The following is a 25,849-nucleotide window of genomic DNA, read 5'->3' on the forward strand; positions in this document are numbered from 1 at the left end:
CGCGCGGCCCGTCCGTCCGCGCCTCCCGTGAACCTCCGCCGCCCGGTGTGCCGCCGGGGTGCCGCGACGCACCCCGGCGGCACACCGGGCGGCTCCCCGTGGACACCCCGCGGGGTCCCGGCCGGTCCGGCTTCGCCGACAGGGGCGGAACTGGTTCAATCGTGGGGATGTGGTGCGAGTCCGCGCGAAGCGCGACGCGGGCCGATGCTGGGGAGAACATGGACGAGGGCAGGGCCGCCGGACAGCGGCCGACGTGGTGGAGCCGTCCGCGCGGGGTCTCGGCCCCGCGTCCGGTGGCGGGAGGCGCCCCTACGGCCCGGGGAGCGCAGACGCCGCCGCACGGGGAGGACCCGTACGGCACGCCGCCCTACGGCGGCCCCGGCCCCTGGGCCCCGGCCCCGCCCGTCCAGCGGCCCACGGCGACACCGGCCCGGGGCACCCCGCTGCCGCCCCGGCCGCAGGCCACCGGGCACGCCCCCGAGCACACCTCCGAGCACACCTCCGAGCACACCGCCGGGCACGGCGCGCCGCCCGGGGTCTTCGCGCGCTACGACCCGTGGGCCCCGCCGTCCGCCGCGGCGCCGAGCCCGGCCGGGCCGCGGACCGCGCACACCCCGCACCCGCCGCACACCGCGCACCCGCCGTCCCCGGGATCCCCCTCGCCGCGCCGGGGCTGGACGGTCGCCGCGGCCGTCGTACTGGCGCTGGTCGCCGGGACGGTGGGCGGCGGCATCGGGGCGTACGCGCAGCGCCACGGCGACATCGGCACCGTCCGGCTCTCCCAGGCCCCGGCGCGGGACACCGGCCGCGCCCCGGACAGCGTGGCCGGGATCGCCGAGCGGGCCCTGCCGGGCGTGGTGACCGTCCAGGTGCACGGCACAGGAGAGCAGGGCACCGGCACCGGCTTCGTCCTGGACGGCCGCGGCCACCTCCTCACCAACCACCATGTGGTGGAGTCCGCCGGGGACGGCGGCGGCATCAGGGTGATCTTCCACGGCGGCGAGACCGCCGCCGCCGAGGTCGTCGGCACCGACAGCGGCTACGACCTCGCCGTGCTGAGGGTGGAGAGGGTCCGCGGTCTCAGCCCGCTGCCGCTGGGCAACTCCGACTCCGTGCGGGTGGGCGATCCGGTCGTGGCGATCGGCTCGCCGTACGGCCTGGCGGGCACGGTCACCACCGGGATCGTCAGCGCCACGCAGCGCCCCGTCACCGCGGGCGGCGAGCGCGAGGGCGGCGGGGGCAGCGACATCAGCTACGTGGAGGCGCTGCAGACCGACGCCCCGATCAACCCCGGCAACTCCGGCGGCCCGCTGATGGACGCCGGCGGCCGGGTGATCGGCGTCAACAGCGCGATCCGCTCCGCGGGCGGCGACCTGCCCCGGACGGGCGCCGGCGGCAGCATCGGCCTGGGCTTCGCCATCCCCGTCAACCAGGCCAGGCGGGTGGCCGAGGAACTGATCAACACCGGACGCGCCACCCACCCCGTGATCGGTGTCACCGTCGACATGGGACATCCCGGAGAGGGCGCCCGGGTCGGTCTGCCCGCCGGGGAAGAGGGCACGGCGGTCGTGCCGGGAGGGCCCGCCGACACGGCCGGCATCGAGGAGGGCGACGTGATCACCGAGGTGGACGGCGTCCGGGTGCGCAGTGGTGAGGAACTGATCGTCAGGATCCGCGCCCGGCGCCCCGGCGACCGGCTGGAACTCACCGTCGAGCGCGGTGGCGGCCGGCGCTCGGTGCAGGTCGTCCTCGGCTCGGCGGCCGGCCCGTGACCCTCGTCACCCGGACCGCCACGACGGCCGTTGTTCGCCCCGCCGACTCCCACCCCGCCGCCGCGCCGGGTACCGTGACTGTGGCCGCACGGGTCGTGGACGCACATGAGGGAGCTGAACGGTGTTCTTCGACATAGGACCCCTCGAGCTGATCGCTCTCGTCATCCTCGCGATCCTCGTCTTCGGCCCGGAGAAGCTGCCGAAGGTGATCCAGGACACCGCGCGGTTCATCCGCAAGGTCCGGGAGTTCTCCGACAGCGCCCGGGACGACATCCGCAGGGAACTGGGACCGGAGTTCAAGGACTTCGACTTCGAGGACCTCAACCCGAAGAACTTCGCGCGCAAGCACCTGCTGGAGAACGAGGACCTGGGCCTGAAGGAGATCCGCAACGGCTTCGACCTGCGCCAGGAGCTCGCCGAGGTCACGGACGCGGTCAACGGCCGGGAGATCGCCCCGGGCGGCTCGGCCGCCTCCGGGACGGGCACGGCCGCGCCCTCCCCGGGCGGGTCCGGGGTCGATCTGCACAAGCCCGGCCAGGCGCCCAGGACCGACCCCCCGCCGTACGACGCCGACGCGACCTGAGGCCTCCCGCCGGTGAACCGGGAGGGCCACCTCCCGTACTCCGCAGCCGGTCCTGCCCGGTTCGGTGCACAGGGGTGGCTATCCTCCCTGTGTCCGGGGTCGGGCCGCCCGAGGGGGGCGGGCCTCCCACGACACGGGGCACACGAGGAGGCGTCGCACAGATGGAGACGACGGGCCGGGCAGAGCCGAGAGAGGTACCCGCGTCCGGGGCGGACGGGGTGATCGACGGCTACCTGATGGCCGGTTTCCCCTGGTACGGCCTGGACGAGGCCTTCACCGGCCCGCGCTGGCTGATGCGGGTGGGAGCCGCCGCGGACGGCACGGTCGAGCACGGCTCGACCGGCCACGGGGACGAGCCCTCCTTCCGGGCCGAGCCCGGCCCGGAAGGCCAGCGCTTCGCCGTCGTCGTGACGGTCGCCGACCGTCCGGTGCGCAGCAGCCCGGACGGCACGGGGGTCCTGGAGGCCACCTCGGTGTCGTCGGCCGCCTGGCTGGCCGGGGCGGGCCTGCTGTCGTGCACCTGGCCCGCCCGGATGGAGCGCGGGCTCAGACAGAGCTGGCTCGACCAGCAGACGGCGATCGCCTGGGAACTGGCGGACGACCTGGAGGGCTCCGCCTGGTCCACCCTCTCGCTGCCGGTCGACGGCGCCCCCACCGACTTCCGCTACCGGGAGTCGGAGTACGGATGGGTGCTGGCCGGACCGGCGCACGAGGGAGTGCACATCGGCGCGTACGGGCGGGGGATGAGCGCGTACGGGCTGGGCTTCTCGGTGATCAAGGACCTCGGCGAGTACGGGCACTGAGGCGGGCCGCCGGCCGCCCGGAGCCGTACTGCCGCCCGGAGCCGTACGCGCGGCGCGGGTGCGTGCACGCCGTGCGGAGGCGTACGGGAGGGCGGCGATGCCACCCCGGGCCCTGGGCCCATCGCCCTCCCGCACGCCCCCGACGGAGCCCTGGGAACCCTCAGAACTTGTTGCGCGGGGTGATCCCCAGCGACATGCCCGCCAGCCCGCGCTGGCGCCCGCCCAGCTTGCCCGCGACCGAGCGGATCGCGGAGCCCGCGGGGGAGTCCGGGTCGGTCAGCACCACCGGCCGGCCCTCGTCGCCGCCCTCGCGCAGCCGCACGTCGATCGGGATGGAGCCGAGCACGGGCACGGTGGTGCCGGTGGTCCGGCTCAGTCCGTCGGCGACGCGCTGGCCGCCGCCGGTGCCGAAGACGTCCACCATCTCGCCGCAGTGCGGACAGGGCAGCCCGGACATGTTCTCGACCACGCCCACGATCTTCTGGTGGGTCTGCACCGCGATGGACCCGGCGCGCTCGGCCACCTCGGCGGCCGCCTGCTGCGGGGTGGTCACCACCAGGATCTCGGCGTTGGGGACGAGCTGCGCCACGGAGATGGCGATGTCGCCCGTGCCCGGCGGCAGGTCCAGCAGCAGCACGTCCAGGTCGCCCCAGTAGACGTCGGCCAGGAACTGTTGGAGGGCGCGGTGCAGCATCGGCCCGCGCCACACCACCGGGGCGTTGCCCGGGGTGAACATGCCGATCGAGATGACCTTCACACCGTTGGCGGACGGCGGCATGATCATGTTCTCGACCTGGGTGGGGCGGCCGTCGGCGCCCAGCATGCGCGGCACCGAGTGGCCGTAGATGTCGGCGTCCACGACGCCCACCTTCAGACCGTCGGCCGCCATCGCCGCCGCCAGGTTGACCGTCACCGAGGACTTGCCGACGCCGCCCTTGCCGGAGGCGATCGCGTAGACCCGGGTCAGGGAGCCGGGCCTGGCGAACGGGATCTCCCGCTCGGCCTGCCCGCCGCGGAGCGTGGCCGCCAGCTCGCGGCGCTGCTCGTCGCTCATCACGTCCAGGGAGACCGTCACATCCGTGACGCCCGCCACACCGCGGACCGCCCGGGTCACGTTCTCGGTGATCGTCTCGCGCATCGGGCAGCCGGAGACCGTCAGGTAGACGGTGACCGCGACCGAGCCGCCGTCGCCGATCTCCACCGACTTCACCATGCCCAGATCGGTGATGGGACGGTGGATCTCGGGGTCGTCGACGGTCGCGAGCGCGGCGCGGACCGCGTCCTCGGTGGGGGCGGGGCTGGATGCCGCGGACGTGTCAGTAGCCATGCCCCGATGGTACGGCGCACCGGCGGCGGCGCCGAAGGCGGCGGATGAGACGCGGGTCACCGCCCGAGGGACACCGGGACGGGCCGGGGGGGGGGCGGGCCGGGGACAGCCGGGGGACGGGGCAGGATCACCGCTCGCGGTCTGGCGGCGGCTCCAGGGCGCCGCGCTGCTCCAGCTCCTTGAGCAGGTCCTGGAGCTCGGAGCGGATCCAGTCCCGGGTGGCGACCTCGCCCATGCCCATCCGCAGCGCGGCGATCTCCCGGGTGAGGTACTCGGTGTCGGCCATGGAGCGCTCGCTGCGCTTGCGGTCCTGTTCCAGGTTCACCCGGTCCCGGTCGTCCTGCCGGTTCTGGGCCAGCAGGATCAGCGGGGCGGCGTAGGACGCCTGGAGGGACAGGGCCAGGGTCAGGAAGATGAACGGGTACTCGTCGAAACGCAGGTCCGGCGGGGCCACGATGTTCCAGATGACCCACACCACGATGGTGAACGTCATCCAGACGATGAACCGGCCGGTTCCCAGGAAGCGGGCGATCCGCTCCGACAGCCGCCCGAACGCCTCCGGGTCGTACTCCGGCAGCGGACTGCGGCGCGGCACCATCGGCTGGTCCAGCCGGGCGCGGGCGGCGCGCCCGGTGGCCGGCGGAAGGCTCCGCTCGCGTTCCCTGCGCGCCATGCGCTCGTCCCGTTCCCTGTCAGCCATCGGCGGTCCCCCGGCCGTACCGGCGGTTCTCCGTCTGCTCGTGCACTGCGAACGTCTCCCGGGCGGCGGCCTCCCGCCAGTCGTCGGGCAGCAGGTGGTCCAGTACGTCGTCGACGGTGACGGCGCCCAGCAGCGATCCGCTCTCGTCCACCACCGGCACCGACACGATGTTGTAAGCGGCCAGGTAGCTGGTCAGCGTGGGCAGCGGGGTGTCCGGCGGCAGCGGCCGCAGATCGGTGTCCACGACCGAGCCGACCAGGGTGCCGGGCGGCTCGCGCAGCAGCCGCTGGAAGTGCACCAGCCCCAGGTACTTGCCGGTCGGGGTCTCCTCCGGCGGGCGGCACACGTACACCTGGGCGGCCAGCGGCGCCGAGAGGTCCTGCACACGCACCCGGGCCAGCGCGTCGGCGACCGTGGCGTCGGGGCGCAGCACGATCGGGTCGGTGGTCATCATGCCGCCCGCGGTGCGCTCCTCGTACGTCAGCAACCGCCGCACCGGGGCGGCGTCCTGCGGCTCCATCAGCTCCAGCAGCCGGTTCATGTCGCCTTCCGGCAGCTCGGACAGCAGGTCGGCGGCGTCGTCGGGGTCCATCGCCTCCAGGACGTCGGCGGCGCGCTCCTCCTTGAGCTTGCCGAGGATCTCCACCTGGTCGTCCTCGGGCAGCTCCTCCAGCACGTCCGCCAGCCGGTCGTCGTCCAGCGCGGCGGCGACCTCCGCCCGCCGCTTGGGCGACAGGTGGTGCAGGACGTTGGCCAGGTCGGCCGGGCGCAGCTGCTCGAAGGTGGCCAGCAGGTTGGCCGCGCCCTGGCCCTCCTCCTCCAGCGACAGGCCGGTCACCGCCGACCACTCCACGGTCAGCGTCTCGCCCGCCCGCCGCCGGCGCAGCCCGCCGCCGCCGCGGCGCACGAAGACCTTGTCGATCAGCCAGTCGCGGCGCCCGGGGACCTGGGTGAGGCCGACGTCGAGCACGGTGACCTTCTCGCCCGTCTCGACCAGCGTCACCTGGCGGTCCAGCAGTTCGCCCAGGACCAGCGTCTCGGTGGGCCGCTGCTCGAAGCGCCGCATGTTGACCACACCGGTGGTGATCACCTGGCCCGACGCGACGCCGGTCACCCGGGTCATGGGAAGGAAGATGCGCCGCCGGCTGACCACCTCGACGACCAGTCCGAGCACGCGCGGCGGACGTCCGCCGACGCGCAGCATCGCCACCACGTCCCGCACCCGGCCGACCTGGTCCCCGACGGGGTCGAAGACGGCCACGCCGGAGAGGTGCGAGACGAAGACCCGCTGGGCGCCCAGCACCATGGTCCATCCTCCGCTTCCCACTCGGTCCGCCGCGTGCGGCAGGTTCCGCATCCGCCGTACGCGCCGTACCTGCCGTGTGTGCCGTGTACCCGCGTGTGGCCGAGTGCCCGCATGCGAGGCGTAACCCGAATGCGGTTTTCAGGCTAACGCGCCCCGTTCCGGCCCCGTGCGGCGGCACCGGCCGTACGGTCGCCCGCGACCCGGTCCGGGTGCCCCCGGTAGGGTGCCGTCGTCCTGCCCCGGCATCAGGAGGAAGAGCTGACGTGACTGCGTGGGTCCACGGTGTTCGCGCCCGGAGTACGGCCGTGTCGGTGGGGGCGGTCTGCGCGGTCCTGCTGACCCTGCTCACGGGGTGCGGGTCGAAGGACCCGAACGAGGGGACCAACGGGGTCGGCAGACTCCCGGCCGCCGAGATCGAGGAGAGGGCGGCCAAGGCCGCCCGGGCGGCGCAGTCCGTACGGCTGTCGGGCAGCGTGGTCAGCAAGGGCCGCACCTACCGGCTGGACATGCGGCTGAAGGACAACGGCGGCCTGGGCGAGGTCTCGGCCAGGGGCGGCCCCCGCTTCGAGCTGCTGCGGGTCGGCGAGGACCTCTACCTCAAGGCGAACGCCGACTTCTGGGCCGACCAGGGCAAGGGCGACGAGAAGCCGGACGAGGCCGACCTCGCGGCGGCCCGCAAGCTGGAGGGCAAGTACGTCAAGGTGCCCTCCGGGGACCCCGCCTACAAGCAGCTCAGCGGATTCACGGACAAGGACGTGCTGCTCGACGGGCTGCTCACCCTGAACGGCGAGCGCGGGACCGGTGACCACGGCGAGGTCGACGGAGTGCGGACGGTCGAGGTGCGGGCCGCCGAGGGCGACGGCGGGATACTCAGCGTCTCGCTGATCGGCACGCCCTACCCGCTGCGGCTGGAGCGCGGCGGCGACGCGGGCGTGGTCCAGATGCTGGAGTGGGACAAGGAGTTCACGCTGCGCGCCCCGGAGAAGGACCAGATCGTCGACTACGGCAAGAAGATCTCGGCGGCGGAGTGACGGCAGAGTGACGGAGCCGGGCGCCCCGCCACCCGGCTCCCTCCGGCCGGTTCCGTCCCCCCGGCGCCGCTCCCCGGCGTCCTACCGGCCCTTCCTCCCCGGCCTTCCCGGCCGGCCGCGGCGCAGCAGCTTCGGCAGCCCGGCCGGGACCGGGCGGCGCGTGGTCGCCGGCGTCGGCGGCGGGACGGCGGCCCGCAGCTCCTCCGGCATCGAACCGGGCCCCTCCAGAAGCGCTCCGGCGGGTTCCAGGCGCAGCACACGGCACTCGCGGGCCCAGCGCTCGGCGATCGTCGTGGTGTCCGGCGCGTTGAGCCGCCTGCCCGCCAGCTCGGCCACCGCTTCCCGCCACTCCTCGCCGCCCGGCGGCAGCTCCACCACCCGGGCCGGCCAGACGGCCAGCAGCCCGCCCTTGTCCTTGCTGCGCACCGAGACCGTGGCGGCGGCGCCGCCGGTGAGCCCCAGAGGCTCCAGCGGCTGCTCCGCGGGGCCGTCGCCCACCAGGTGCACGGCGCCGTCGTGCCAGACGTGCCACAGCGCGCGCTCCGGCCCCCGGGGGCCGCGCACCCACACCAGCGCGGACTTCTTCGCCGACTCCTCGATCAGCGCCCGGTCGGACACGGGAAGGGGCGCCGGGGACATCCGGGAGCCGGCGGGAACGGACGGATCGGCCATGGGGCGACCCTACCGCCGCCCCGGCCGCCCCGGCCGTGCCGGAGGCCCGGGGCGGGTCCGGCAGCCGGACGGTCAGTACCGCGGCACGGTCACGCGCCTTACGCTGGTGGCCGGCGGCGCGCCCACCGGCGCCCCGACCCGTTCCGGTCCCGAACCGGGTCCCGAAGACCCCGGTCCGGACCTCAGCAGCCCCGGAGAGGAGCCCCGTGCGCGCCGTCAGGACCCGTACCGCCGCGCCCCGACAGGCAGCCGGAGCCGTGGCGGGACGACACCCGGGCACCGGCCTGGACCTGTTCCTGCTGGCGGTCGCCGTGTCCGGCATCTCCCTGTCCGCGCCCCTGATCGCGGCCACCGCCGCCCCGGCCCTGGCCATCGCCTTCTGGCGCAACGCCATGGCGGTCGGCGCCCTCACCCCGCTGGCCCTCCTCCGCCACCGGGCCGGACTGCGGGCCATGGGACGCCGCAACGTGCTGCTGGCCGCCGCCGCCGGCGCGCTGCTCGCGCTGCACTTCGCGCTGTGGCTGCCCAGCCTCCACATGACCTCGGTCGCCTCCTCGACCGCGCTGGTCACCACCACCCCGATCTGGACCACCCTGCTGCTGCGGCTGCGCGGCCAGAGCTCGCCCGCCCTGGTCTGGGCGGGCACGGCGGTCGCCTTCGCCGGAGTGGTGATCCTCACGGGGGTCGACCTGTCGCTCTCGCCGCGGGCGCTGGCGGGCGACGCCCTGGCGCTGGGCGGCGGCATGGCGGCGGCCGGGTACGTCCTGCTGGGGGCGGAGGTGCGCCGCACGGTCTCCACCACCGCCTACACCTACGTCTGCTACGGCACCACGTCCGTGCTGCTGCTGGCCGCCTGCCTGGTCTTCGGCGCCGACCTCGGCGGCTACAGCGGCGAGACCTGGATCAAGCTCGCCGTCCTCACCGTCACCGCGCAACTGCTGGGCCACTCGCTGATCAACCGGGTGGTGCGCGGGCTCGGACCGTCGGTCACCTCCACGGCGATCCTGCTGGAGACACCGGGCGCGGCGCTGATCGCGGCGCTCTGGCTGGGCCAGAACCCGCCGGCGGCCGTCTACGGGGCGCTGGCGGTGATCCTGCTCGGCCTGGCCCTGGTGGTCCGGGGCAACGCCGGGCCCGCGCGCCGCGCGCGGGCCTGACGCCCCGTCCGGCCTCCGGTCTCCGCCCCCGGCCCCCGCGCCCCGCGGCGGGCCGTTCCTACAGCCAGCCGTTGCGCTTGAAGCCGCGGTGGATGGCGTAGCAGATCCCGACGATCACGGCCATGACGGCCGGGTAGCCGTAACGCCACTGGAGTTCCGGCATGTACTCGAAGTTCATGCCGTAGATCCCGGCGATCATCGTCGGGACGGCGAAGATCGCCGCCCATGAGGTGATCTTCCGCATGTCCTCGTTCTGCGCGACCGTCGCCTGGGCCAGGTTCGCCTGGAGGATGGAGTTGAGCAGGTCGTCGAAGGAGAGCACCTGCTCGTTGACCCGGGTCAGATGGTCCGCCACGTCGCGGAAGTACTTCTGGATGTCGGGGTCGACCAGCCGCATCGGCCGCTCGCTCAGCAGCTGCATCGGCCGCAGCAGCGGCGAGACCGCCCGCTTGAACTCCAGCACCTCGCGCTTGAGCTGGTAGATCCGCCCGGCGTCGCGGCCCCGGCGGCCCTTGCCCGCGCTCTCGGAGAAGACCTGGATCTCCACCTCGTCGATGTCGTCCTGCACCGCGTCGGCGACCGCCAGATAACCGTCCACCACCTGGTCGGCGATGGCGTGCAGCACGGCCGAGGGGCCCTTGGCCAGCAGCTCGGGGTCGTCCTCCAGCCGGTGGCGCAGGGTGCGCAGCGAGCCCTGGCCGCCGTGCCGGACGGTGATGATGTAGTCCCGGCCGGTGAAGCACATCACCTCGCCGGTCTCCACCACCTCGCTGGAGTCGGTGAGTTCGGCGTGCTCGACGTAGTGGATCGTCTTGAAGACGGTGAAGAGGGAGTCGTCGTACCGCTCCAGCTTCGGCCGCTGGTGCGCGTGCACCGCATCCTCCACGGCGAGCGGGTGCAGGCCGAACTCGCGGGCGATGCCGGAGAACTCCCGCTCGGTGGGCTCGTGCAGACCGATCCACACGAACGCCCCGCCGCCCGTGCCCCCCTGCGGTCCCTGGGGCCCCTGCCGCTCCCCGGAACGCAGGGAGCGCAGGGCCTCGGCCGGGGTCATGTGCCGCGACTCGCGGCGGCCGTCGCGGTAGACGGCGCAGTCCACCACCGCGCTGGTCGCGGTGGTGTCGACGCCGGAGGTGTTGTGGGCGTAGGGGGAACGGCCGCCCCGGCGCAGGGTGGGGCGGACCGCGGCGCGCAGGTCACGGATCATCGACATGCTGGGCTCCTTCGCGTGCCGAGCCGCCGGTGAACGGGCGCAGCGCTGCCCGGAATGGGGGCCTACGGGGCCGTCGACGGGAAGTCGACGGGCCGGAGGTCTGCAAAGCGGGCACCACGCGGGACCGTACGCACAGGCGGCATTCGCTGAGAACGTCGGTCGAGCAGGGGACTCATGCGCTCTTCCGCGAAGCCGGTCCGCAGGAGAAAAAGGGGGACTTCCAGGGTTTCACCGCTCGGCGGTGGGGGGAGGAAGGCCCTCAGGCAAGGGGACGTGGCTGCCGTACGGAAGAGCGGCTGGTACTGCACGGTCGACTCGGATCCATCGCAGCCCCACCTCCTCCGGCCGGTCCCCGCTGGGGGAAATCTGTGTACACGCCTTGACCAGCAGTCAACGGTAGCACTCGCGGACGCTCCTCACGTCCCGCTCCGGGGCCGACTCGTACCCTCTTTGCCTGATCAATACACGATCTATGCTCGCCGTATGGCACACGTTCTGGAACTGGTCGAGGCCCGGCTGCGCAGCGCCCTGGGAGAGCCCGACGCGCGGGCGGCGGTGACCTTCCTGGGCGCCGACCGGATCGAGGTGCTGCGCTTCCCGGACACCCGGGAGGGTTCCGCAGGCGGGAACGGCCTGGTGCGCTACGCCACCCTGGGGATGTCCGCCGCCCCCATGGCCGACCCCGCCGCCGTACTCGCCGACCCCGAACGAGGGCCCCGCGCCGAGCTGGTGCTGACGGTGCGCGCCGGTCTGGCCGACACCGACAAGGTGCTGCGCCCGCTCGCCGTGCTCGCCGCCTCCCCCCAGGTCGAGGGCGTGGTCGTGGCCCCCGGCGCCTCGCTGGACGTGGGCGAGCCGCTGTGGCCGGGCGCCCCCTTCACCTCCGTGCTGGTCGCCGAGCCCGGAGGTCTGGTGGAGGACCTGGAGCTGGATCCGCCGATGGACCCGGTGCGCTTCCTCCCCCTGCTGCCGATGACGCCCAACGAGGCGGCCTGGAAGCGGGTGCACGGCGCGGCGGAGCTCCAGGAGCGCTGGCTGGCCCGCGGTACGGACCTGCGCGATCCCCGGCGGGCGTCCGTTCCCCTGACGGACTGAGATCCCGCCCGGCCCCCCGTCCGGAGCACCGTCCGCGCCCTCCGGCCGGCCGCCGCCGGGCGCGCCCCGGACGATCCGTACGAGTGATCGTCCTTGACGCCGGGCTTCCCGGGGAGGACCGTGGGCCCCATGAGGGGCGAACCCACTTGCCCGAAGTGCGGCGGCCGTGTCAGGGCGCCCGGTCTCTTCGCCGACTCCTGGCAGTGCGATGTGCACGGCACGGTCCATCCGCTGCAGCCGGTGCTCCCGCCGAGCGTCGAGGCGCTCGGCGTGGTCCTCCACAGAGCCCAGGTCCCGGTGTGGATGCCCTGGCCGCTGCCGATCGGCTGGCTGTTCACCGGGATCGCCTACGCGGGCGACGACCGCAGCGGCGGCCGCGCCACCGCCGTGGCCTGCTCCGGCCCCGGCCCGCTCGGCGGACCCGGCGAACTGCTGCTGGTCGCCGAGGAGCTGGGCGTCGGACTGGGGGCGCGCTACGCCGGAGTGCCCGGCCCCGACCCCGGCCCGCTGATCGACGTGGACCGGCCCCCGCACGCGAAGGTCCTGGCGGCCGGACGGCCCACCCCGCTGTGGCTGGTGGACGAGGCGCCCGAGGACCGGGCGGTGTTCGCGGGGGAGGCCCGCGGCCTGTGGCTGTGGGCGATCGTCTGGCCCGAGCAGTCCGGGATGCTGATGTACGACGAGCTGGTGCTCACGGACCTGCGGGAGGCGGGGGCCGAGGTGGAGCTGGTGCCGTGCGGGGCGCTCTCCCCCCAGTTGCTCACCCGCCCCGGGGCCTGACCGGCGGCCGGGGCCGGGTGCGGGACGGTCCGGCGCGGGACGGGCAGGGCGCGGCAGGGAACGGGCGGGGGAGGGACCGGGCGCGCGTCTGTTCTACTCTGGGGTGTCCGCCTCAGTCGTCCGCCGTGGGAGTCACATACCGTGCGCATCGACCTGCACACCCACTCCACCGCCTCGGACGGCACCGACACCCCCGCCGAGCTGGTGCGCAGAGCCGCCGCCGCCGGACTGGACGTGGTGGCGCTGACCGACCACGACACGGTCGCCGGGCACGCCGAGGCGATCGCCGCCCTCCCCGCGGGCCTCACCCTCGTCCCCGGTGCGGAGCTCTCCTGCCGCCTGGACGGTGTGAGCCTGCACATGCTGGCCTACCTGTTCGACCCGGCCGAGCCCGAGCTGGCGCGCGAGCGCGAACTCGTCCGCGACGACCGGGTGCCGCGGGCCCAGGGCATGGTCGCCAGGCTCCGCGAGCTGGGCGTGCCGATCACCTGGGAGCGGGTCGCCGGGATCGCCGGGGACGGCTCGGTCGGCCGCCCCCACATCGCGAGCGCGATGGTGGAGCTGGGCGTCGTCGAGACCGTCTCCGACGCCTTCACCGCCGAGTGGATCGCCGACGACGGCCGCGCCTACGTCGGCAAGCACGAACTGGACCCCTTCGAGGCGGTCCGGCTGATCAAGGGCGCCGGCGGAGTAGCGGTCTTCGCGCACCCCCTGGCCGTCAAACGCGGGCGGTGCGTATCCGAGAGCGCCATCGCGGAGCTGGCCGCCGCCGGGCTCGACGGCATCGAGGCCGACCACATGGACCACGACGCCGCGACCCGCGAGCGGCTGCGGGGCATGGCCCGTGACCTCGGTCTGCTGGCCACCGGCTCCAGCGACTACCACGGCAGCCGCAAGACCTGCCGGCTCGGGGAGTACACCACCGACCCCGACGTCTACGCCGAGATCGCCGCCCGCGGGTCGGGCACGGCGCCCGTCTCCGCCTGAACCGCCCTCAGATCCACACCGCGCGCACCGCGCACATCAAGCAAGGCAGCACCGTGTTCGACGTCGCCCTCTTCGGATCCGTCTTTGTCACGCTTTTCGTGATCATGGACCCGCCCGGCATCATCCCGATCTTCCTCGCCCTCTCCTCCGGACGCCCGGTCAAGGTCCAGCGCAGGATGGCGCTCCAGGCCACCGCCGTCGCCTTCGGCGTGATCGCCGTCTTCGGTCTGCTGGGGCAGCAGATCCTGGACTACCTGCACGTGTCGATCCCCGCGCTGATGGTCGCGGGCGGTCTCCTGCTGCTGCTGGTCGCCCTGGACCTGCTCACCGGCAGGGCCGAGGAGCCCACGCAGACCAAGGACGTCAACGCCGCGCTGGTGCCGCTGGGCATGCCCCTGCTGGCCGGGCCCGGCGCGATCGTCTCCGTCATCCTGGCCGTGCAGCGGGCGGACGGGCCGGCCGACCACGCCGCGGTGTGGTCGGCCATCGCCGTGCTGCACATCGTGCTCTGGCTGGTGATGCGGTACTCGCTGCTGATCATCCGCGTCATCAAGGACGGCGGCGTGGTCCTGGTGACCCGGCTCTCGGGCATGCTGCTGTCGGCGATCGCGGTGCAGCAGATCGCCAATGGCGTCACCCGGTTCATCCAGGGCGGCGGCTAGACGGCCCGTCCCCGCAGTCGTGCCAGAAGACGGCCAGCGCCCCGGCCGTCTCCGCGGGACGCTCGGCCCCCGGCGAGTGCTCGGCCCCCGCCACCACCGTGCGCCGGGCGTCCAGCCGCCGCGCCATCTCGTCCATCAGCGCGACCGGCCAGGCGTAGTCCACCTCGCCCGACAGCACGTGCTTGGGCAGGGGCACGGCCGCCAGCGGGCCGACCCGGTCCGGCTCGGTCAGCAACTGGCGGCCGGTGGCGACGAGCTGCTCGGGGACGGTGGCCAGCCAGCGGCGGTGCAGGAACTCGCCGACCGCGGGGTCGGTGGCCTCGTCCGCGGCCTCGGGCGGGTCCAGGTCGCGCATCGCCCGCCACACGGACTCCATGTCCAGCACCGCCAGCGCCTCGATCAGCATCCTGGTGCGCTCCTGCTGGAGGTGCGCGATGGCGGCGGGGCCGGAACTCATGATCGTCAGAGAGCGGAAGGGCGCCGCGTCCCGCAGCACGGCGGCACGGGCGATCAGCCCGCCCAGGGAGTGCCCCAGCAGATGGACGTGCCCGCCGAGCGCCTCCGCCTGGGCCAGCACGTCCTGGGCCAGCTCGTCCTGGGCGTACGCGCCGAGCTCGCGCGGCCCCTCGGTCTCGTACTGCCCGCGGCCGTCCACGGCCACCACACGGAAGCCCGCGCGGGCCAGCGGGGCGAGCAGGGCGATGAAGTCCTCCTTGCTGCCGGTGAACCCGGGCACCAGCAGGGCCGTACCGGCGCGCGGCTCGCCCGCGTCGTGCACGGCGAACTCGCCGCGCGCGGTCTTCAGGCGGTACGCCCGGGCGCCGGGCGGCAGGGTCAGGGTCGGCGGCTTGCTCATGGAGGCGAGGCTAACGGCCCCCGCCCGAGCCCATACCCGCGCCCACGGCGGCGCGCATGACGGCGCCCGCCCCCGCCGCGGGTGCGGCGGGGGCGGGCGTTCGGTGTGCGCGACGGCGCGCCCGGGGGCGCGCCGTGCCGTCAGCTCTCCGCAGTGGTCTCCGGGGCCGCCGAGCGGGCACCGGCTCCGGCGCGGGTGCGACGGCGACGGCGCGGCCTGCGGGCCTCATCGGAGGTGTCCGCCGGCCCGTCCGCGGGTGCGCCCTCGCCGCCCTGCGCGGCCGGGACCCCGGCGTGCGCGGACTGCTCGGCCCGGCCTGTCTGGGGAGCGGCTCCGGCGCGGGTGCGACGGCGGCGGCGCGGCCTGCGGGCCTCACCGGAGGCGTCCGCCGGCGATCCGGCGTCCTCGGCCTCGCCGGCCGGGCCCGCCGGCTCCGGGGCGGTGTCGGTGCCGGGGAGCTCCGTGGACAGGCCGCCGCGGGTACGGCGGCGCCGGCGCGGGGTGCGGGTGCGCGGCGCGCGCTCCTCGGTGGCGGTCGCGGTGGCGGTGGTCGCGGCCCCGCGGCCGCGGCCCCTGCCCCCGGTCTCGCCCAGGTCCTCGACCTCCTCGGCCGCGAGCCCGGCGCGGGTGCGCTCGGCGCGCGGCAGTATCCCCTTGGTGCCCTCGGGGATGTCCAGCGCCTCGTACAGGTGCGCGGAGGTGGAGTACGTCTCCGGCGGGTCGTTGAAGTCCAGGTCCAGCGCCTTGTTGATCAGCTGCCAGCGCGGGATGTCGTCCCAGTCGACGAGGGTGACGGCCGTACCCGTGTTGCCCGCGCGGCCGGTGCGGCCGATGCGGTGCAGATAGGTCTTCTCGTCCTCCGGCGTCTGGTAGTTGATCACGTGCGTGACGCCCTCGACGTCGATGCCGCGGGCGGCGACGTCGGTGCAGACGAGCACGTCGATCTTGCCGTTGCGGAAAGCGCGCAGCGCCTGCTCGCGCGCCCCCTGGCCCAGGTCGCCGTGCACCGCGCCCGCGGCGAAACCGCGGCGCGAGAGCTGGTCGGCCACATCGGCCGCCGTCCGCTTGGTGCGGCAGAAGATCATCGCCAGTCCGCGGCCGGTGGCCTGCAGGATCCGGGAGACCATCTCCACCTTGTCCAGCGAGTGCGCCCGGAAGACGTGCTGCGCGGTGTTGGCCACCGTCGCGCCCTCGTCGTCCGGCGCGGTGGCGCGGATGTGGGTGGGCTGCGACATGTAGCGGCGGGCCAGGGAGATGACCTGTCCCGGCATGGTCGCGGAGAACAGCATCGTCTGCCGCTTGACGGGCAGCTGCTGGATGATCTTCTCGACGTCCGGCAGGAAGCCGAGGTCGAGCATCTCGTCGGCCTCGTCCAGCACCAGCGTGCGGATGTGCGCCAGGCTCAGCTTGCGCTGGCCGGCCAGGTCGAGCAGCCGGCCCGGGGTGCCGACGACCACGTCGACGCCCTTCTTCAGCGCCTCGACCTGGGGCTCGTAGGCGCGGCCGCCGTAGATCGCCAGCACCCGGACGTTGCGGACCTTGCCCGCGGTCAGGAGGTCGTTGGTGACCTGCTGGCACAGCTCGCGGGTGGGGACGACCACGAGCGCCTGCGGGGCGTCGGTCAGCTGGTCCTGCGTGGCCCGGCCGGCGTCCACGTCGGCGGGGACGACGACGGAGTCCAGGAGCGGCAGGCCGAAGCCGAGGGTCTTGCCGGTGCCGGTCTTGGCCTGGCCGATGACGTCCGATCCGGACAGGGCGACCGGGAGGGTCATCTCCTGGATGGGGAACGGGGACGTGATGCCGACGGCTTCCAGTGCCTCGGCGGTCTCGGGAAGGATCCCGAGCTCTCGGAATGTGGTGGTCAGGATGCTTGCCTCTTCCGTGAGACGCGGGACGGGGGAGCGAGGGCGCACCCCGGGGGATCGGGGTGGGTCGTACCGCGCCGGACGCCGGCTGCCTGTCGGGCGGCCTCGCGGCGCAGGACCACGGGCTCTCGCTCAAGCGCTCGTACCGCGCGAGCGGGCCCCTCACCGCGGTCCGTACGGAACGCCCGGCTGCGTGTCTCCGCAGCCGCCACTCCGCATACGGTCCGCGTGGAGGGCGGTCGTGTCGGAGCCGATCGGGCCACCGACCGGGCATCCGTTGCGGGCCCGGGGAACGTCCCCGGAGCCCGGATAACACAGTATGCGCAGAACCCGCTGTCAGGAAGCGGGCCTAATATCACTGTACCCCCTGATCCCGCATCCGCGCCCGGCCGATCTTCGGGTCCGGGCCGCCGCGGAGGCCGCCCCGGACCGTGCCGGATGCCTCCCGGGCAGGTCGGACGGCCTGACGGCGGGCTATTGTGCCCGGCATGGAGACGTCTGACACATCCCCCGCAGGCCCCGAGGGACCCGGGAAGGCCGAGAGGACCGGAGGAGTCGAGGAGACCGAGGAGACCGCCGTCCAGGACTGGGCCGCGGCCTCGGCCGACCCCCGGTACCGGGCGGCGGTCGTGGACCTGCTGGGCGCGCTGGCCTACGGGGAGCTGGCCGCCTTCGAGAGACTCGCGGAGGACGCCAAGCTGGCCCCGACCCTGGTGGACAAGGCGGAGCTGGCCTCCATGGCGTCGGCGGAGTTCCAGCACTTCGAGCGGCTGCGCGGCCGGCTCGCGGAGATCGGCGAGGACCCCGCCGCGGCGATGGAGCCGTTCGCCGCCGCGCTGGACGAGTTCCACCGCCAGACCGCGCCGTCGGACTGGCTGGAGGGCCTGATCAAGGCGTACGTCGGCGACTCGATCGCCTCCGACTTCTACCGGGAGGTCGCCGCCCGCCTCGACTCCGACACCCGCGCCCTGGTGCTGGGCGTGCTGGACGACACCGGGCACTCCGGCTTCGCGGTGGAGAAGGTGCGCGGGGCCATCGAGGCCGACCCCCGTGTCGGCGGCCGGCTCGCCCTGTGGGCCCGCCGTCTGATGGGCGAGGCGCTGTCGCAGGCCCAGCGGGTGGTCGCCGAGCGCGACGCGCTGTCGACGATGCTGGTCGGCGGGGTCACCGCGGGGTTCGACCTGGCCGAGGTCGGCCGGATGTTCTCGCGGATCACCGAGGCCCACACCAAGCGCATGGCCGCGCTGGGACTGGCGGCCTGAGGGGCGCGCCGTGCCGCTCGGGCGGCGGGGCCTTCGGGCCGCGCCGCCTCAGGCCGCGCCCACGCGCGGCCGGCCGGCCGCCGGACCGCCGCGGTGGCGGGGGCGGACCAGCAGGGACAGCAGGGCCGCCGCGACCAGGGCGGCGACCACGAGGGTGGGAAGCGCGTACCCGGGGCCCAGCACCACGCGCGTGATCACGCCGCCGCCGAAGGCGGCCGCGGGTCCGGTGACCAGAACCAGGGACCGGTCGCGGAACCGGTCCGCGAAACGGTGGCCGGCGACGAGGGCGACGGCGAGACCGACGAGCGCCGAGCCGAGCACTTCCCAGAGCATTGGGTCCTCCTGCGGGCCGGTGGGGTGCGCATCGGGCTACTCGGTCCTACCCAGGGCGCGCCGAGGACGAAACGGAGGGCCGGGCGGGAATCCCGCCCGGCCCTCCGTACACCGCTCCGCAGACCTCGCGGCCGGTCCCGTCGCCGGGTTCCGGAGTGCCGCGGACCTCTGCGGGTCCTTACAGGGCCCCGAAGCCCACCTTGCGGCCGCTGGGCTCGCCGATGTCCACGTAGGCCAGCCGGTCGGCCGGGACGACCACCCGGCGACCGTGCTCGTCCACCAGGCTGAGCAGCTGCGACTTGCCGGTCAGCGCCTCGGCGACGGTGCGCTCGATCTCCTCGGCCGTCTGCCCGCTCTCCAGAACGATCTCGCGGGGCGCGTGCTGCACGCCGATCTTGACCTCCACGGCTATGTCCCTTCCGAACGGTTGGTGATTCTCCCTGGCTGAGCCGGGGCGGGGTGCGCGGGCAGGCCGCGCCGTCATGCCAGCAACATTAGCCCTCACGGGGGCGGTGGGCCGCTCGCGACCGCACGCCGACAGCGAACACCGGACGGTCGCGCGGCGGAGGGCGGCCACGGGTCAGCCGTGCATCGGGAAGCCCGCGATGCCCCGCCAGGACAGCGAGGAGATGAGCCTGGTGGCGGTGTCGCGCGGGACCTTCTGCCCGGCGCTCAGCCAGTACCGGGCGGTGATCTGCGCCATGCCGCACAGCCCGACGGCCAGCAGCATCGCCTGGTCCGGGGGCAGGTCCGTGTCCTCGGAGATCACCTCGCTGACCGCCTCGGCGCAGTCCAGGCTCACCTTGTCCACGCGGTCGCGCACCGCGGGCTCGTTGGTCAGGTCGGACTCGAAGACGAGCCGGAACGCCCCGCCCTCGTCCTCCACGTACGCGAAGTAGGCCTCCATCGTCGCCGCGACCCGGTGCTTGTTGTCCGAGGTCGAGGCCAGTGCCGCGCGCACCGACTGGACCAGCGCCTCGCAGTGCTGGTCGAGCAGGGCCAGGTACAGGTCGAGCTTGCCGGGGAAGTGCTGGTACAGCACCGGCTTGCTGACACCCGCGCGCTCGGCGATGTCGTCCATGGCCGCGGCGTGGTAGCCCTGGGCGACGAACACCTCCTGTGCCGCACCGAGCAACTGGTTGCGTCGGGCCCGGCGTGGCAGCCGTGTGCCACGCGGGCGTGCCTCGGTCTGCTCGATGGCTGTCACGCTCGCCTCCTGGGGTCTCCCTGGAACGCCTCCCGGGCAGGGCCCGGACCGAGCCCCGGGGGTCCGGGGCCCGGGGAATCCGGAGAGAGGTCGTCGATACTTCCGCGCGCGGGGTGCGCTGCGTCCGCCATCGTACTTTTGGGTAAACCGCCTGTGCGTCCGGCGGGCGCGGAAATCCGCGCCTCGAACGTGCGGTGTATCGGTTTAGCGGTAATCGTCCTCGTCCAGTTCGACGACGCGCGCCTGCTCGGCGGCGTCCGCGGGGTTCACCTCCGGTGAGCCGGTGGCCAGCGGCGGCGCGTCCCCGCGGGGCAGGACCTCCGCGTGCTGTTCGGCCGCGTCCGCCTCGGGAGCCTCGACTCCGAACCGCTCGGCCGCGGGCCTCTCGTCCTCGTCCTCGAACCGGTCGAAGGTGTCGGGGTCGGTGGGGTCAACAGACATGACGATCCTCTTTCCAGGCTGAAGGGGTTCCACACGAGCCTAGGAGAGGAGAATTGCGGAGGCGAGGAAGGTGTGACCCCGAACACGTGAGAGCGACAGTGATCGTCTCGTAACATTGCCCCATGTCATCGACCGAGCAGTCGCAGCCGCAGGCGGTGGCCCCGATCGAGGTCCCCCCTTCGGGTCGGTCGCGCGCCGGGGAGGGCGAGACGCACAGGTCCGTGTCGCTGCCCGGCCTGACGCTGTCGGTGCGCGGGCGGCCGGGCCGGCGTGCGGGGCTGCCCGCCGCGCTGTACGTACACGGCCTGGGCGGATCCTCCCTGAACTGGTCACCGCTGATGCGGGAGCTGGCCGACGAGGTCGAGGGCGAGGCGCTCGACCTGCCGGGCTTCGGCCACTCGCCGCCGCCCGACGACGGCGACTACTCGGTCTCCGCGCACGCGCGCGCCGTCATCCGCTACCTCGACGTCCACGGGCGCGGCCCGGTGCACCTGTTCGGCAACTCCCTGGGCGGCGCGGTCGCCACCCGGGTCGCGGCGGTCCGGCCCGATCTGGTGCGCACCCTCACCCTCGTCTCGCCCGCCCTGCCCGAACTGCGCCCGCAGCGCACCGCGATCCCCACCGCCCTGCTGGCGGTGCCCGGAGCCACCAGGCTCTTCGGGCGGATGACCCGCCACTGGACGGCCGAGCGGCGCACCCGGGAGCTCCTGGCGCTGTGCTACGGCGATCCGGCGGCGGTCTCGCAGGAGGAGTTCGAGGCGGCCGTGGCGGAGTACGAGCGCCGCCTGGCCCTGCCGTACTTCTGGGACTCGCTCTCCCGGTCGGCGCGCGGCCTGGTGAACGCCTACACCCTCGGCGGCCAGCACGCGCTGTGGCGCCAGGCCGAGCGGGTGCTGGCGCCGACGCTGCTGGTGTACGGCGGGCGGGACCTGCTGGTCTCGTTCCGCATGGCGCGCAGGGCCGCCGCCGCGTTCCGTGAATCGCGGCTGCTGGCGCTTCCCGACGCGGGGCACGTCGCGATGATGGAATACCCGGAGGCGGTAGCGAGCGCCTTCCGGGATCTGCTGGGAGAAACCGATACGGGCAGGGGTTGACAGTCGTGGGACGTCACAGTCGCCGGGGCCGGCCGGGCAGCGGCAAGCCGACGGCCACGGCCGACGGGCAGCGGCCCGCGGCCCGGCCGGCCCCGGAGGAGGCCCCGCACCCCCGTCCGGCCCCGCCGCACCTCCAGCCCGAAGGGCGCGTCGCAGGCCCGCACGGCGCGCCACGGGTCCGCGGTGGCCATCCCGAGCAGCGCGAACCGGGCGGCGGCTGGGGCCTGCCGCCCCGGCGGCCCTCCGCCCCGGGCGCCGGGCGCGGGCACGGGCCCGCCGGGCCACCGCGGGAGACGGTGTACGGGACGGGGCGGATGCCGCGGCGGGAGTACGTCGAGGCGTTCGACGACGACGTCTACGGCTCGCCGGGCGTACCGGTACCGCACGCGGACGAGGCCGAGCCGGAGCCCGGAGCCGGAGCCCGGAGACGGACCGGCGGCCTGCGCGCGGACGAGCCGGACGGCGAGGAAGGCCGGGACGGCCAGGCCGGCCGGAACGGTGAAGGCGGTGGCGGTGGCGGCCGGGACGGACGCGGCGCACAGGGCGCGCGGGGCGGACGCGGCCGGGCCTTCACCGGGGTCGCGGCCGCGGCCGTGACCACCGTGCTGGCCGTCGTGGTGGCCGGGCAGGTCGCCGACGGCCGGAGCGGCATGGACCGGCAGCTGCGGGCCGGCGGGGACGCCCCGCGGGCGGGCGCCTCGGACGCCTCCCGCTCCGAGGCGCGTCCCACCCCCTCGGACGGAGCGGACGAGGGGAAGGCGCGGTCCGGGACACGGGCCTCCTACGGCGAGCGGATGGGGCGGCTGTTCGACCTGGCCCCGGACTTCGAGGGCTCGGGCCGGCTCACCGCCGTCGCCGGGCGGGACGAGGCGCCCGGCAAGGGGGAGGTCGTCCGCTACCGGGTCGACGTCGAGGACGGGCTGCCGCTGGACGGGGAACTGTTCGCCGAGGCCGTCCACCGCACCCTCAACGACGAGCGGAGCTGGAGCCACGGGGGCGCCCGCACCTTCGAGCGGGTCTCCGGGAAGCCCGGGGAGTCCGGAGGCGTCGCCCCGGCCTTCGTGATCACGCTCGCCTCGCCCTCCACCACCGCGAAGTGGTGCGCCAGATCGGGCCTGGACACCACGGTCGACAACGTCTCGTGCGACTCGGCCTCGACCGAACGCGTCATGATCAACGCCTACCGGTGGGCGCGCGGTGCGGACACCTTCGGCCCGGACCGGATCCGGGAGTACCGGGAGATGCTCATCAACCACGAGGTGGGCCACCGGCTCGGCAAGGGCCATGTGAACTGCCCGAAGGAAGGCGCCCTGGCGCCGGTGATGATGCAGCAGACGAAGTACCTGACGGTGGGCGGGGCGACCTGCCGGCCCAACGCCTGGCCGTTCCCGGACGCCTGACGGCCCCTCCGGCCCGCCGTAGACGACCGAACGTTCAACCGCGCGGAAAGTCACGGTAGTTCACCCCTTCCAGTGGTGTGGCGGACAACCGTCCGCCGCGCCGCCCCGCCTCGCGCATAACGTCTTCCCGCGACGCCACGGCGACGGCCGGTGGCCCGGAGGAGGAACGGGGGTGGACAGGTGCGCATCGCACTGCTCACGGAGGGTGGCTATCCCTATCCGCACGGTGACTCGTCCGTGTGGTGCGACCGGCTGGTGCGCGGTCTGGACGGCCACGACTTCGAGGTCCACGCGCTCGGCCGCGACGAGCGGCACAGGGACGGCGCATGGCCCGCGCTGCCGGGCAACGTCCGGAGGGTGCGCACCGCCCCGCTGTGGGGCCCCGCCCCCGGGAGCGACGGGCGCCGCAGCGGATACGGGCGGCGTCCGAGGCGCCGGTTCGGCGAGCACTTCGCGGACCTGGCCCGCGCGGTCTGCGCGGGCGCGGGCGGCGCGGTGGCGGAGGGCACGGCGGGCGGGGACGGAGGGGCCGCCGCCCAGGCGGACCGTTTCGCCGACGGCCTCCACGGGCTGGCGGACCTGGCCCGGGAGCACGGCGGGCTCCCCGCGGCCCTCCGCTCCGAACAGGCGGTCCGGCTGCTGGAGAGCGCGTGCCGCGCCCCCGGTGCGCTCCGGGCCGTGCGCCCCGCGACACCGGCCGACCTGCTCACGGTCGCCGAGCAGTTGGAGAGGGCGCTGCGGCCGCTGTCGCTGGACTGGTACGGGGACGGGACCGGGGGGAAGACCTCCGGTCTCGCGGCCGCGGACCTCTGCCACGCGGTGGGCAGCGGCCCCGCCGCGCTCCCCGGCCTGCTGGCCCGGCGCCTCTTCGGCACGCCCCTGCTGGTGACCGAGTACGGCGTGCGGCTGCGCGAGCACTACCTCGCCAGCGCCGCTCACGCCGTCGCGCCGGACGCCGTGAGCGCGCCGGTGCGGGCCCTGCTCGCCTCCCTCCACGGGAACCTGGCGCGCGAGGCGTACCGCCGAGCCGAGCTGGTCACCTCCGGCAACACCCACGCCCGGTGCTGGCAGGAGAGGTGCGGGGCGGACCGCGGGAGACTGCGCACGGTCTACCCGGGCATGGACGCGTCGGAGCTGACGGAGATCGGGGAGGACACGGGACGGAAGCGGCCGGACCCGGTGCTGGTGTGGGTCGGGCGGACCGGTCCCGCCAGGGACCTGGTCGGCCTGCTGCACGCCTTCGCCGAGGTGCGCAGGGCCGTGCCCGGCACCCGGCTGCTGATCGCCGAACGGCCCGGCGGCCCGGCCCCGGAACGGGACCCGGAGTCGGCGCGGTACCTGGCGCACTGCCGGGCGCTGGCCGCGCAGCTCTTCCCCGACGAGGCCGCCGGCCCCCTCAGCGTCGGGGAGAACCCGGTCTGCTTCGCGCGGATCGGCGACCCCGCGCTTCCCCGGCTCGCCGACGCCTACGCCGCCGCCGACGTCGCCGTGCTCTCCAGCGTGGTGGAGGGCTTCCCGGTCTCCCTGGTCGAGGCGATGTTCGCCGGCCGGGCCACGGTCTCCACGGACGTCGGCGCGGTGTGCGAGGCCATCGGCGGCACGGGGCTGGTGGTGCCGCCGCGCAACCCCCGCGCCCTGGCGGACGCCTGCACGGCCCTGCTGCGCGACCCGGCCCGCCGCGCCCGGCTGGGCGCCGCCGCGCGGGCCCGGGCCCAGGAGCTGTTCACCGCGGAGCAGAACGTCGCGTCGTTCCGCGGCATCTACCTGGAACTGCTCTCGCGGCGTCCGCGGCCCGCCGAACCGGCCGTCGCCGCGCTGCCGTTCGCCCGCCCGCCCGAGGCCCATCTCCCCGGCCGCTGGACCGCGCCCGCCGCCCCGGCGGCCGCCAGCTCCGGCGGGCGTCCGGCCCGCGCCCCGAGCTGGGCCCGTACGGCCGCGGCGGGCGTGCCCGCCGGACAGGGGAGGGGGCGCCGGTGAACGTCCCGCCGTATCCGCACCGGCCCGCCGACCCCGTGCGCTCGCTGCTGCACCGCCACCGGGAGCTGTGCGCACGGGCCGTGGACCCGCTGGAGATCGCCGCGGCCCTGGAGGCGCACGGGATCACCGACCGCACCGCGGCCCGCTACCGGCACCGGGACGTGTTCTCCCTCTCCGAGGAGCTGTACGCCCGCACCCCCCGCGCGGACGGAGCAGGCGAGGTCCACGGAGCGGACGGAACCGGCGGAGCGGACGGAGCCCGCGCCGAAGGACCCAGGGACGAGGCGCCCGGCGCACGGGCCCTCCGGCACGGCCGGGGAGCCGGACGGGCGCGCTCGGCGGGCGCCGCGCTCCTCCCCCTGCTGCCCGGCGGACTGTGCGCTGCGGCACCGGCCGCGTACGCGCTCACCGAGGGCCTCCCGGCGCCCGCCCGTACCGCCGCCGGCGCGGCCGGAGCCCTGCTCGTCCTGCTGTCGGTACGGCTGTGCCTGCGCGGTACGGCGCTGAGCGGGACCGCCGTGCTGGGCGGCTGCCTGCTGGCCGGACACGCTCTGGCCGGCGGCCGTCCCCTGGCCTGGGCGCTGGACGGCCGGGTGCCCGTGGTGGACGTTCTCCCCGGCGAGTGGTGCGTGCCGCTGGGCCTGGCGCTGGCCGTCGCGCCCGCCGTGTGGTGCGCGCGCTGGTTCGCCGCGCGGGCGAGGCCGCGGCTCGGCGACAGCCGCAGCCTGGAGGAGTTCGCGGCCCGGACGCGTCCGCTGCTCGCCGCCGCCGTCGCGCTGTTCGCGGTCACCCTGCTCGCCGTGCTGGCCGTCGCGCACGCGCTCGTGGACGGCGGCCTCACCGGCGGCCCGTCCGGCGGTGTGATCGACGGCGTGATCGACGGCGTGATCGGCGGTGCGGCCGGCCCGGAGGGCGCGCGGATCGCCGAGGCGGCCGCGCTGGGCACCCTGCTGTTCACCGCCCTGCTGCTGTCCGCCCACGGCTTCCCGGCCGCCGCCGCGGGCGGCGTCGTCGCGGCCTGCGCGCTGGAGGCCGCGGCGCTCGCCGCCGCCGCGGCCTCCGGGCACACCCGCCTGGCGTTCCCGGGCCGCCCCGTGGAGGCGCTGGCCACCGCCTGGGGGCCGGCGGCCGTACCCGCCGCGGCCTGCGCCTGCGCGGCCCTGGCCCTGTCGGCCGTCGCCGCCTCCCGCCTGACCGGCGCGTCCGCCCACCACCGGGAGGAGCCGTGATCCGGCGCCCGGCCCCTCCCACCCCCTCGACCGTCTCCGCCGGCGCACACGACCCTCGCGCGCCGCGCACCATCGACCAAGGAGCACACCCGATGAC

25 protein-coding genes are annotated in these 25,849 nt (G+C 75.1%); 14 read left to right on the forward strand and 11 right to left on the reverse strand.

Going from position 1 to position 25,849, the window contains the following annotated elements; translation table 11 throughout:
* Positions 1–218: 218 nt before the first annotated feature.
* The 3 genes from BMY40_RS19165 to BMY40_RS19175 all read left to right on the forward strand — a co-directional run bounded on the left by BMY40_RS19165 (position 219) and on the right by BMY40_RS19175 (position 3,158).
* On the forward strand, positions 219–1,772 hold the full coding sequence (locus BMY40_RS19165) for a S1C family serine protease (RefSeq protein WP_093661248.1): 1,554 nt from the start codon (positions 219–221) through the stop codon (positions 1,770–1,772).
* A gap of 121 nt (positions 1,773–1,893) precedes the next feature.
* Entirely contained in the window at positions 1,894–2,355 is a 462-nt protein-coding gene (locus BMY40_RS19170) for a sec-independent translocase (protein WP_093661250.1), read from the forward strand.
* 161 nt (positions 2,356–2,516) lie between these two features.
* A complete protein-coding gene (locus BMY40_RS19175; protein ID WP_093661252.1) occupies positions 2,517–3,158 on the forward strand; it encodes a hypothetical protein in 642 nt (213 codons plus the stop codon).
* Between the two features lie 160 nt (positions 3,159–3,318).
* Here BMY40_RS19175 and BMY40_RS19180 read toward each other — a convergent pair whose 3' ends face one another.
* The 3 genes from BMY40_RS19180 to BMY40_RS19190 form a co-directional block, all read right to left on the reverse strand.
* A complete protein-coding gene (locus BMY40_RS19180; RefSeq protein WP_093661433.1) occupies positions 3,319–4,485 on the reverse strand; it encodes an Mrp/NBP35 family ATP-binding protein in 1,167 nt (388 codons plus the stop codon).
* A 127-nt stretch (positions 4,486–4,612) separates the two neighbouring features.
* Positions 4,613–5,185, reverse strand: a complete 573-nt coding sequence (locus BMY40_RS19185) for a DUF1003 domain-containing protein (RefSeq protein ID WP_410536631.1) — start codon at positions 5,183–5,185, stop codon at positions 4,613–4,615.
* Positions 5,178–6,491, reverse strand: coding sequence for a magnesium transporter MgtE N-terminal domain-containing protein (locus BMY40_RS19190; RefSeq protein WP_093661254.1), 1,314 nt, complete (start codon positions 6,489–6,491; stop codon positions 5,178–5,180). Before BMY40_RS19190 ends, BMY40_RS19185 begins: the two co-directional genes overlap by 8 nt.
* A gap of 263 nt (positions 6,492–6,754) precedes the next feature.
* Here BMY40_RS19190 and BMY40_RS19195 point away from each other — a divergent pair, with 263 nt between their 5' ends.
* Positions 6,755–7,522 (forward strand): hypothetical protein, encoded by a 768-nt coding sequence (locus BMY40_RS19195; protein ID WP_177214061.1) that lies wholly within the window; start codon positions 6,755–6,757, stop codon positions 7,520–7,522.
* 81 nt (positions 7,523–7,603) lie between these two features.
* On the opposite strand, the gene BMY40_RS19200 is transcribed toward BMY40_RS19195, so the two are convergent.
* Positions 7,604–8,194 carry a hypothetical protein gene (locus tag BMY40_RS19200; RefSeq protein WP_245770179.1) on the reverse strand — a complete coding sequence of 197 codons (591 nt, stop codon included), beginning with the start codon at positions 8,192–8,194 and terminating at the stop codon, positions 7,604–7,606.
* Between the two features lie 257 nt (positions 8,195–8,451).
* Here BMY40_RS19200 and BMY40_RS19205 point away from each other — a divergent pair, with 257 nt between their 5' ends.
* Positions 8,452–9,351, forward strand: a complete 900-nt coding sequence (locus BMY40_RS19205; protein ID WP_245770180.1) for a DMT family transporter — start codon at positions 8,452–8,454, stop codon at positions 9,349–9,351.
* Positions 9,352–9,409: 58 nt separating this feature from the next.
* Here the strand turns inward: BMY40_RS19205 and BMY40_RS19210 are convergent, their stop codons facing one another.
* Positions 9,410–10,564, reverse strand: coding sequence for a magnesium and cobalt transport protein CorA (locus BMY40_RS19210; RefSeq protein ID WP_093661258.1), 1,155 nt, complete (start codon positions 10,562–10,564; stop codon positions 9,410–9,412).
* A gap of 483 nt (positions 10,565–11,047) precedes the next feature.
* On the opposite strand from BMY40_RS19210, the gene BMY40_RS19215 reads away from it, so the two are divergent.
* The 4 genes from BMY40_RS19215 to BMY40_RS19230 all read left to right on the forward strand — a co-directional run bounded on the left by BMY40_RS19215 (position 11,048) and on the right by BMY40_RS19230 (position 14,088).
* Complete coding sequence (locus BMY40_RS19215) at positions 11,048–11,659, forward strand: suppressor of fused domain protein (protein WP_093661260.1); 612 nt, start codon at positions 11,048–11,050, stop codon at positions 11,657–11,659.
* 129 nt (positions 11,660–11,788) lie between these two features.
* Entirely contained in the window at positions 11,789–12,439 is a 651-nt protein-coding gene (locus BMY40_RS19220) for a DUF6758 family protein (RefSeq protein ID WP_093661262.1), read from the forward strand.
* Between the two features lie 141 nt (positions 12,440–12,580).
* Positions 12,581–13,426 carry a PHP domain-containing protein gene (locus BMY40_RS19225; RefSeq protein ID WP_093661264.1) on the forward strand — a complete coding sequence of 282 codons (846 nt, stop codon included), beginning with the start codon at positions 12,581–12,583 and terminating at the stop codon, positions 13,424–13,426.
* A 53-nt stretch (positions 13,427–13,479) separates the two neighbouring features.
* A complete protein-coding gene (locus BMY40_RS19230; RefSeq protein ID WP_093661266.1) occupies positions 13,480–14,088 on the forward strand; it encodes a MarC family protein in 609 nt (202 codons plus the stop codon).
* Here the strand turns inward: BMY40_RS19230 and BMY40_RS19235 are convergent.
* The gene (locus tag BMY40_RS19235; protein ID WP_093661267.1) at positions 14,069–14,944 is read right to left on the reverse strand and encodes an alpha/beta fold hydrolase; all 876 of its coding nucleotides are present in this window, start codon (positions 14,942–14,944) and stop codon (positions 14,069–14,071) included. The genes BMY40_RS19230 and BMY40_RS19235 overlap by 20 nt on opposite strands.
* A 140-nt stretch (positions 14,945–15,084) precedes the next feature.
* Entirely contained in the window at positions 15,085–16,716 is a 1,632-nt protein-coding gene (locus BMY40_RS19240) for a DEAD/DEAH box helicase (protein WP_425443140.1), read from the reverse strand.
* 581 nt (positions 16,717–17,297) lie between these two features.
* Between BMY40_RS19240 and BMY40_RS19245 the strand changes: the two genes are divergently transcribed.
* The gene (locus tag BMY40_RS19245; RefSeq protein WP_093661271.1) at positions 17,298–18,071 is read left to right on the forward strand and encodes a ferritin-like fold-containing protein; all 774 of its coding nucleotides are present in this window, start codon (positions 17,298–17,300) and stop codon (positions 18,069–18,071) included.
* A 48-nt stretch (positions 18,072–18,119) separates the two neighbouring features.
* On the opposite strand, the gene BMY40_RS19250 is transcribed toward BMY40_RS19245, so the two are convergent.
* The 4 genes from BMY40_RS19250 to BMY40_RS19265 form a co-directional block, all read right to left on the reverse strand.
* Entirely contained in the window at positions 18,120–18,404 is a 285-nt protein-coding gene (locus BMY40_RS19250; RefSeq protein WP_093661273.1) for a hypothetical protein, read from the reverse strand.
* Positions 18,405–18,582: 178 nt separating this feature from the next.
* Positions 18,583–18,810: a DUF3107 domain-containing protein gene (locus BMY40_RS19255; RefSeq protein ID WP_093661275.1), complete on the reverse strand. Its 228-nt coding sequence runs from the start codon at positions 18,808–18,810 to the stop codon at positions 18,583–18,585.
* 174 nt (positions 18,811–18,984) lie between these two features.
* Complete coding sequence (locus BMY40_RS19260) at positions 18,985–19,611, reverse strand: TetR/AcrR family transcriptional regulator (RefSeq protein WP_093661277.1); 627 nt, start codon at positions 19,609–19,611, stop codon at positions 18,985–18,987.
* A 204-nt stretch (positions 19,612–19,815) separates the two neighbouring features.
* Positions 19,816–20,052 (reverse strand): hypothetical protein, encoded by a 237-nt coding sequence (locus tag BMY40_RS19265; RefSeq protein WP_093661279.1) that lies wholly within the window; start codon positions 20,050–20,052, stop codon positions 19,816–19,818.
* Between the two features lie 122 nt (positions 20,053–20,174).
* Here BMY40_RS19265 and BMY40_RS19270 point away from each other — a divergent pair, with 122 nt between their 5' ends.
* From BMY40_RS19270 to BMY40_RS19285, 4 genes are all read left to right on the forward strand, one after another.
* The gene (locus BMY40_RS19270) at positions 20,175–21,146 is read left to right on the forward strand and encodes an alpha/beta fold hydrolase (protein ID WP_093661281.1); all 972 of its coding nucleotides are present in this window, start codon (positions 20,175–20,177) and stop codon (positions 21,144–21,146) included.
* 314 nt (positions 21,147–21,460) lie between these two features.
* Entirely contained in the window at positions 21,461–22,546 is a 1,086-nt protein-coding gene (locus BMY40_RS19275; protein ID WP_245770181.1) for a DUF3152 domain-containing protein, read from the forward strand.
* A 180-nt stretch (positions 22,547–22,726) separates the two neighbouring features.
* Positions 22,727–24,523, forward strand: a complete 1,797-nt coding sequence (locus BMY40_RS19280; protein ID WP_093661285.1) for a DUF3492 domain-containing protein — start codon at positions 22,727–22,729, stop codon at positions 24,521–24,523.
* A complete protein-coding gene (locus tag BMY40_RS19285) occupies positions 24,520–25,752 on the forward strand; it encodes a hypothetical protein (protein WP_093661287.1) in 1,233 nt (410 codons plus the stop codon). The genes BMY40_RS19280 and BMY40_RS19285 overlap by 4 nt, the downstream gene beginning before the upstream one ends.
* The last annotated feature ends 97 nt before the right edge of the window (positions 25,753–25,849 follow it).

It is taken from the genome of Streptomyces radiopugnans, from assembly GCF_900110735.1.
GTDB lineage: Bacteria > Actinomycetota > Actinomycetes > Streptomycetales > Streptomycetaceae > Streptomyces > Streptomyces radiopugnans.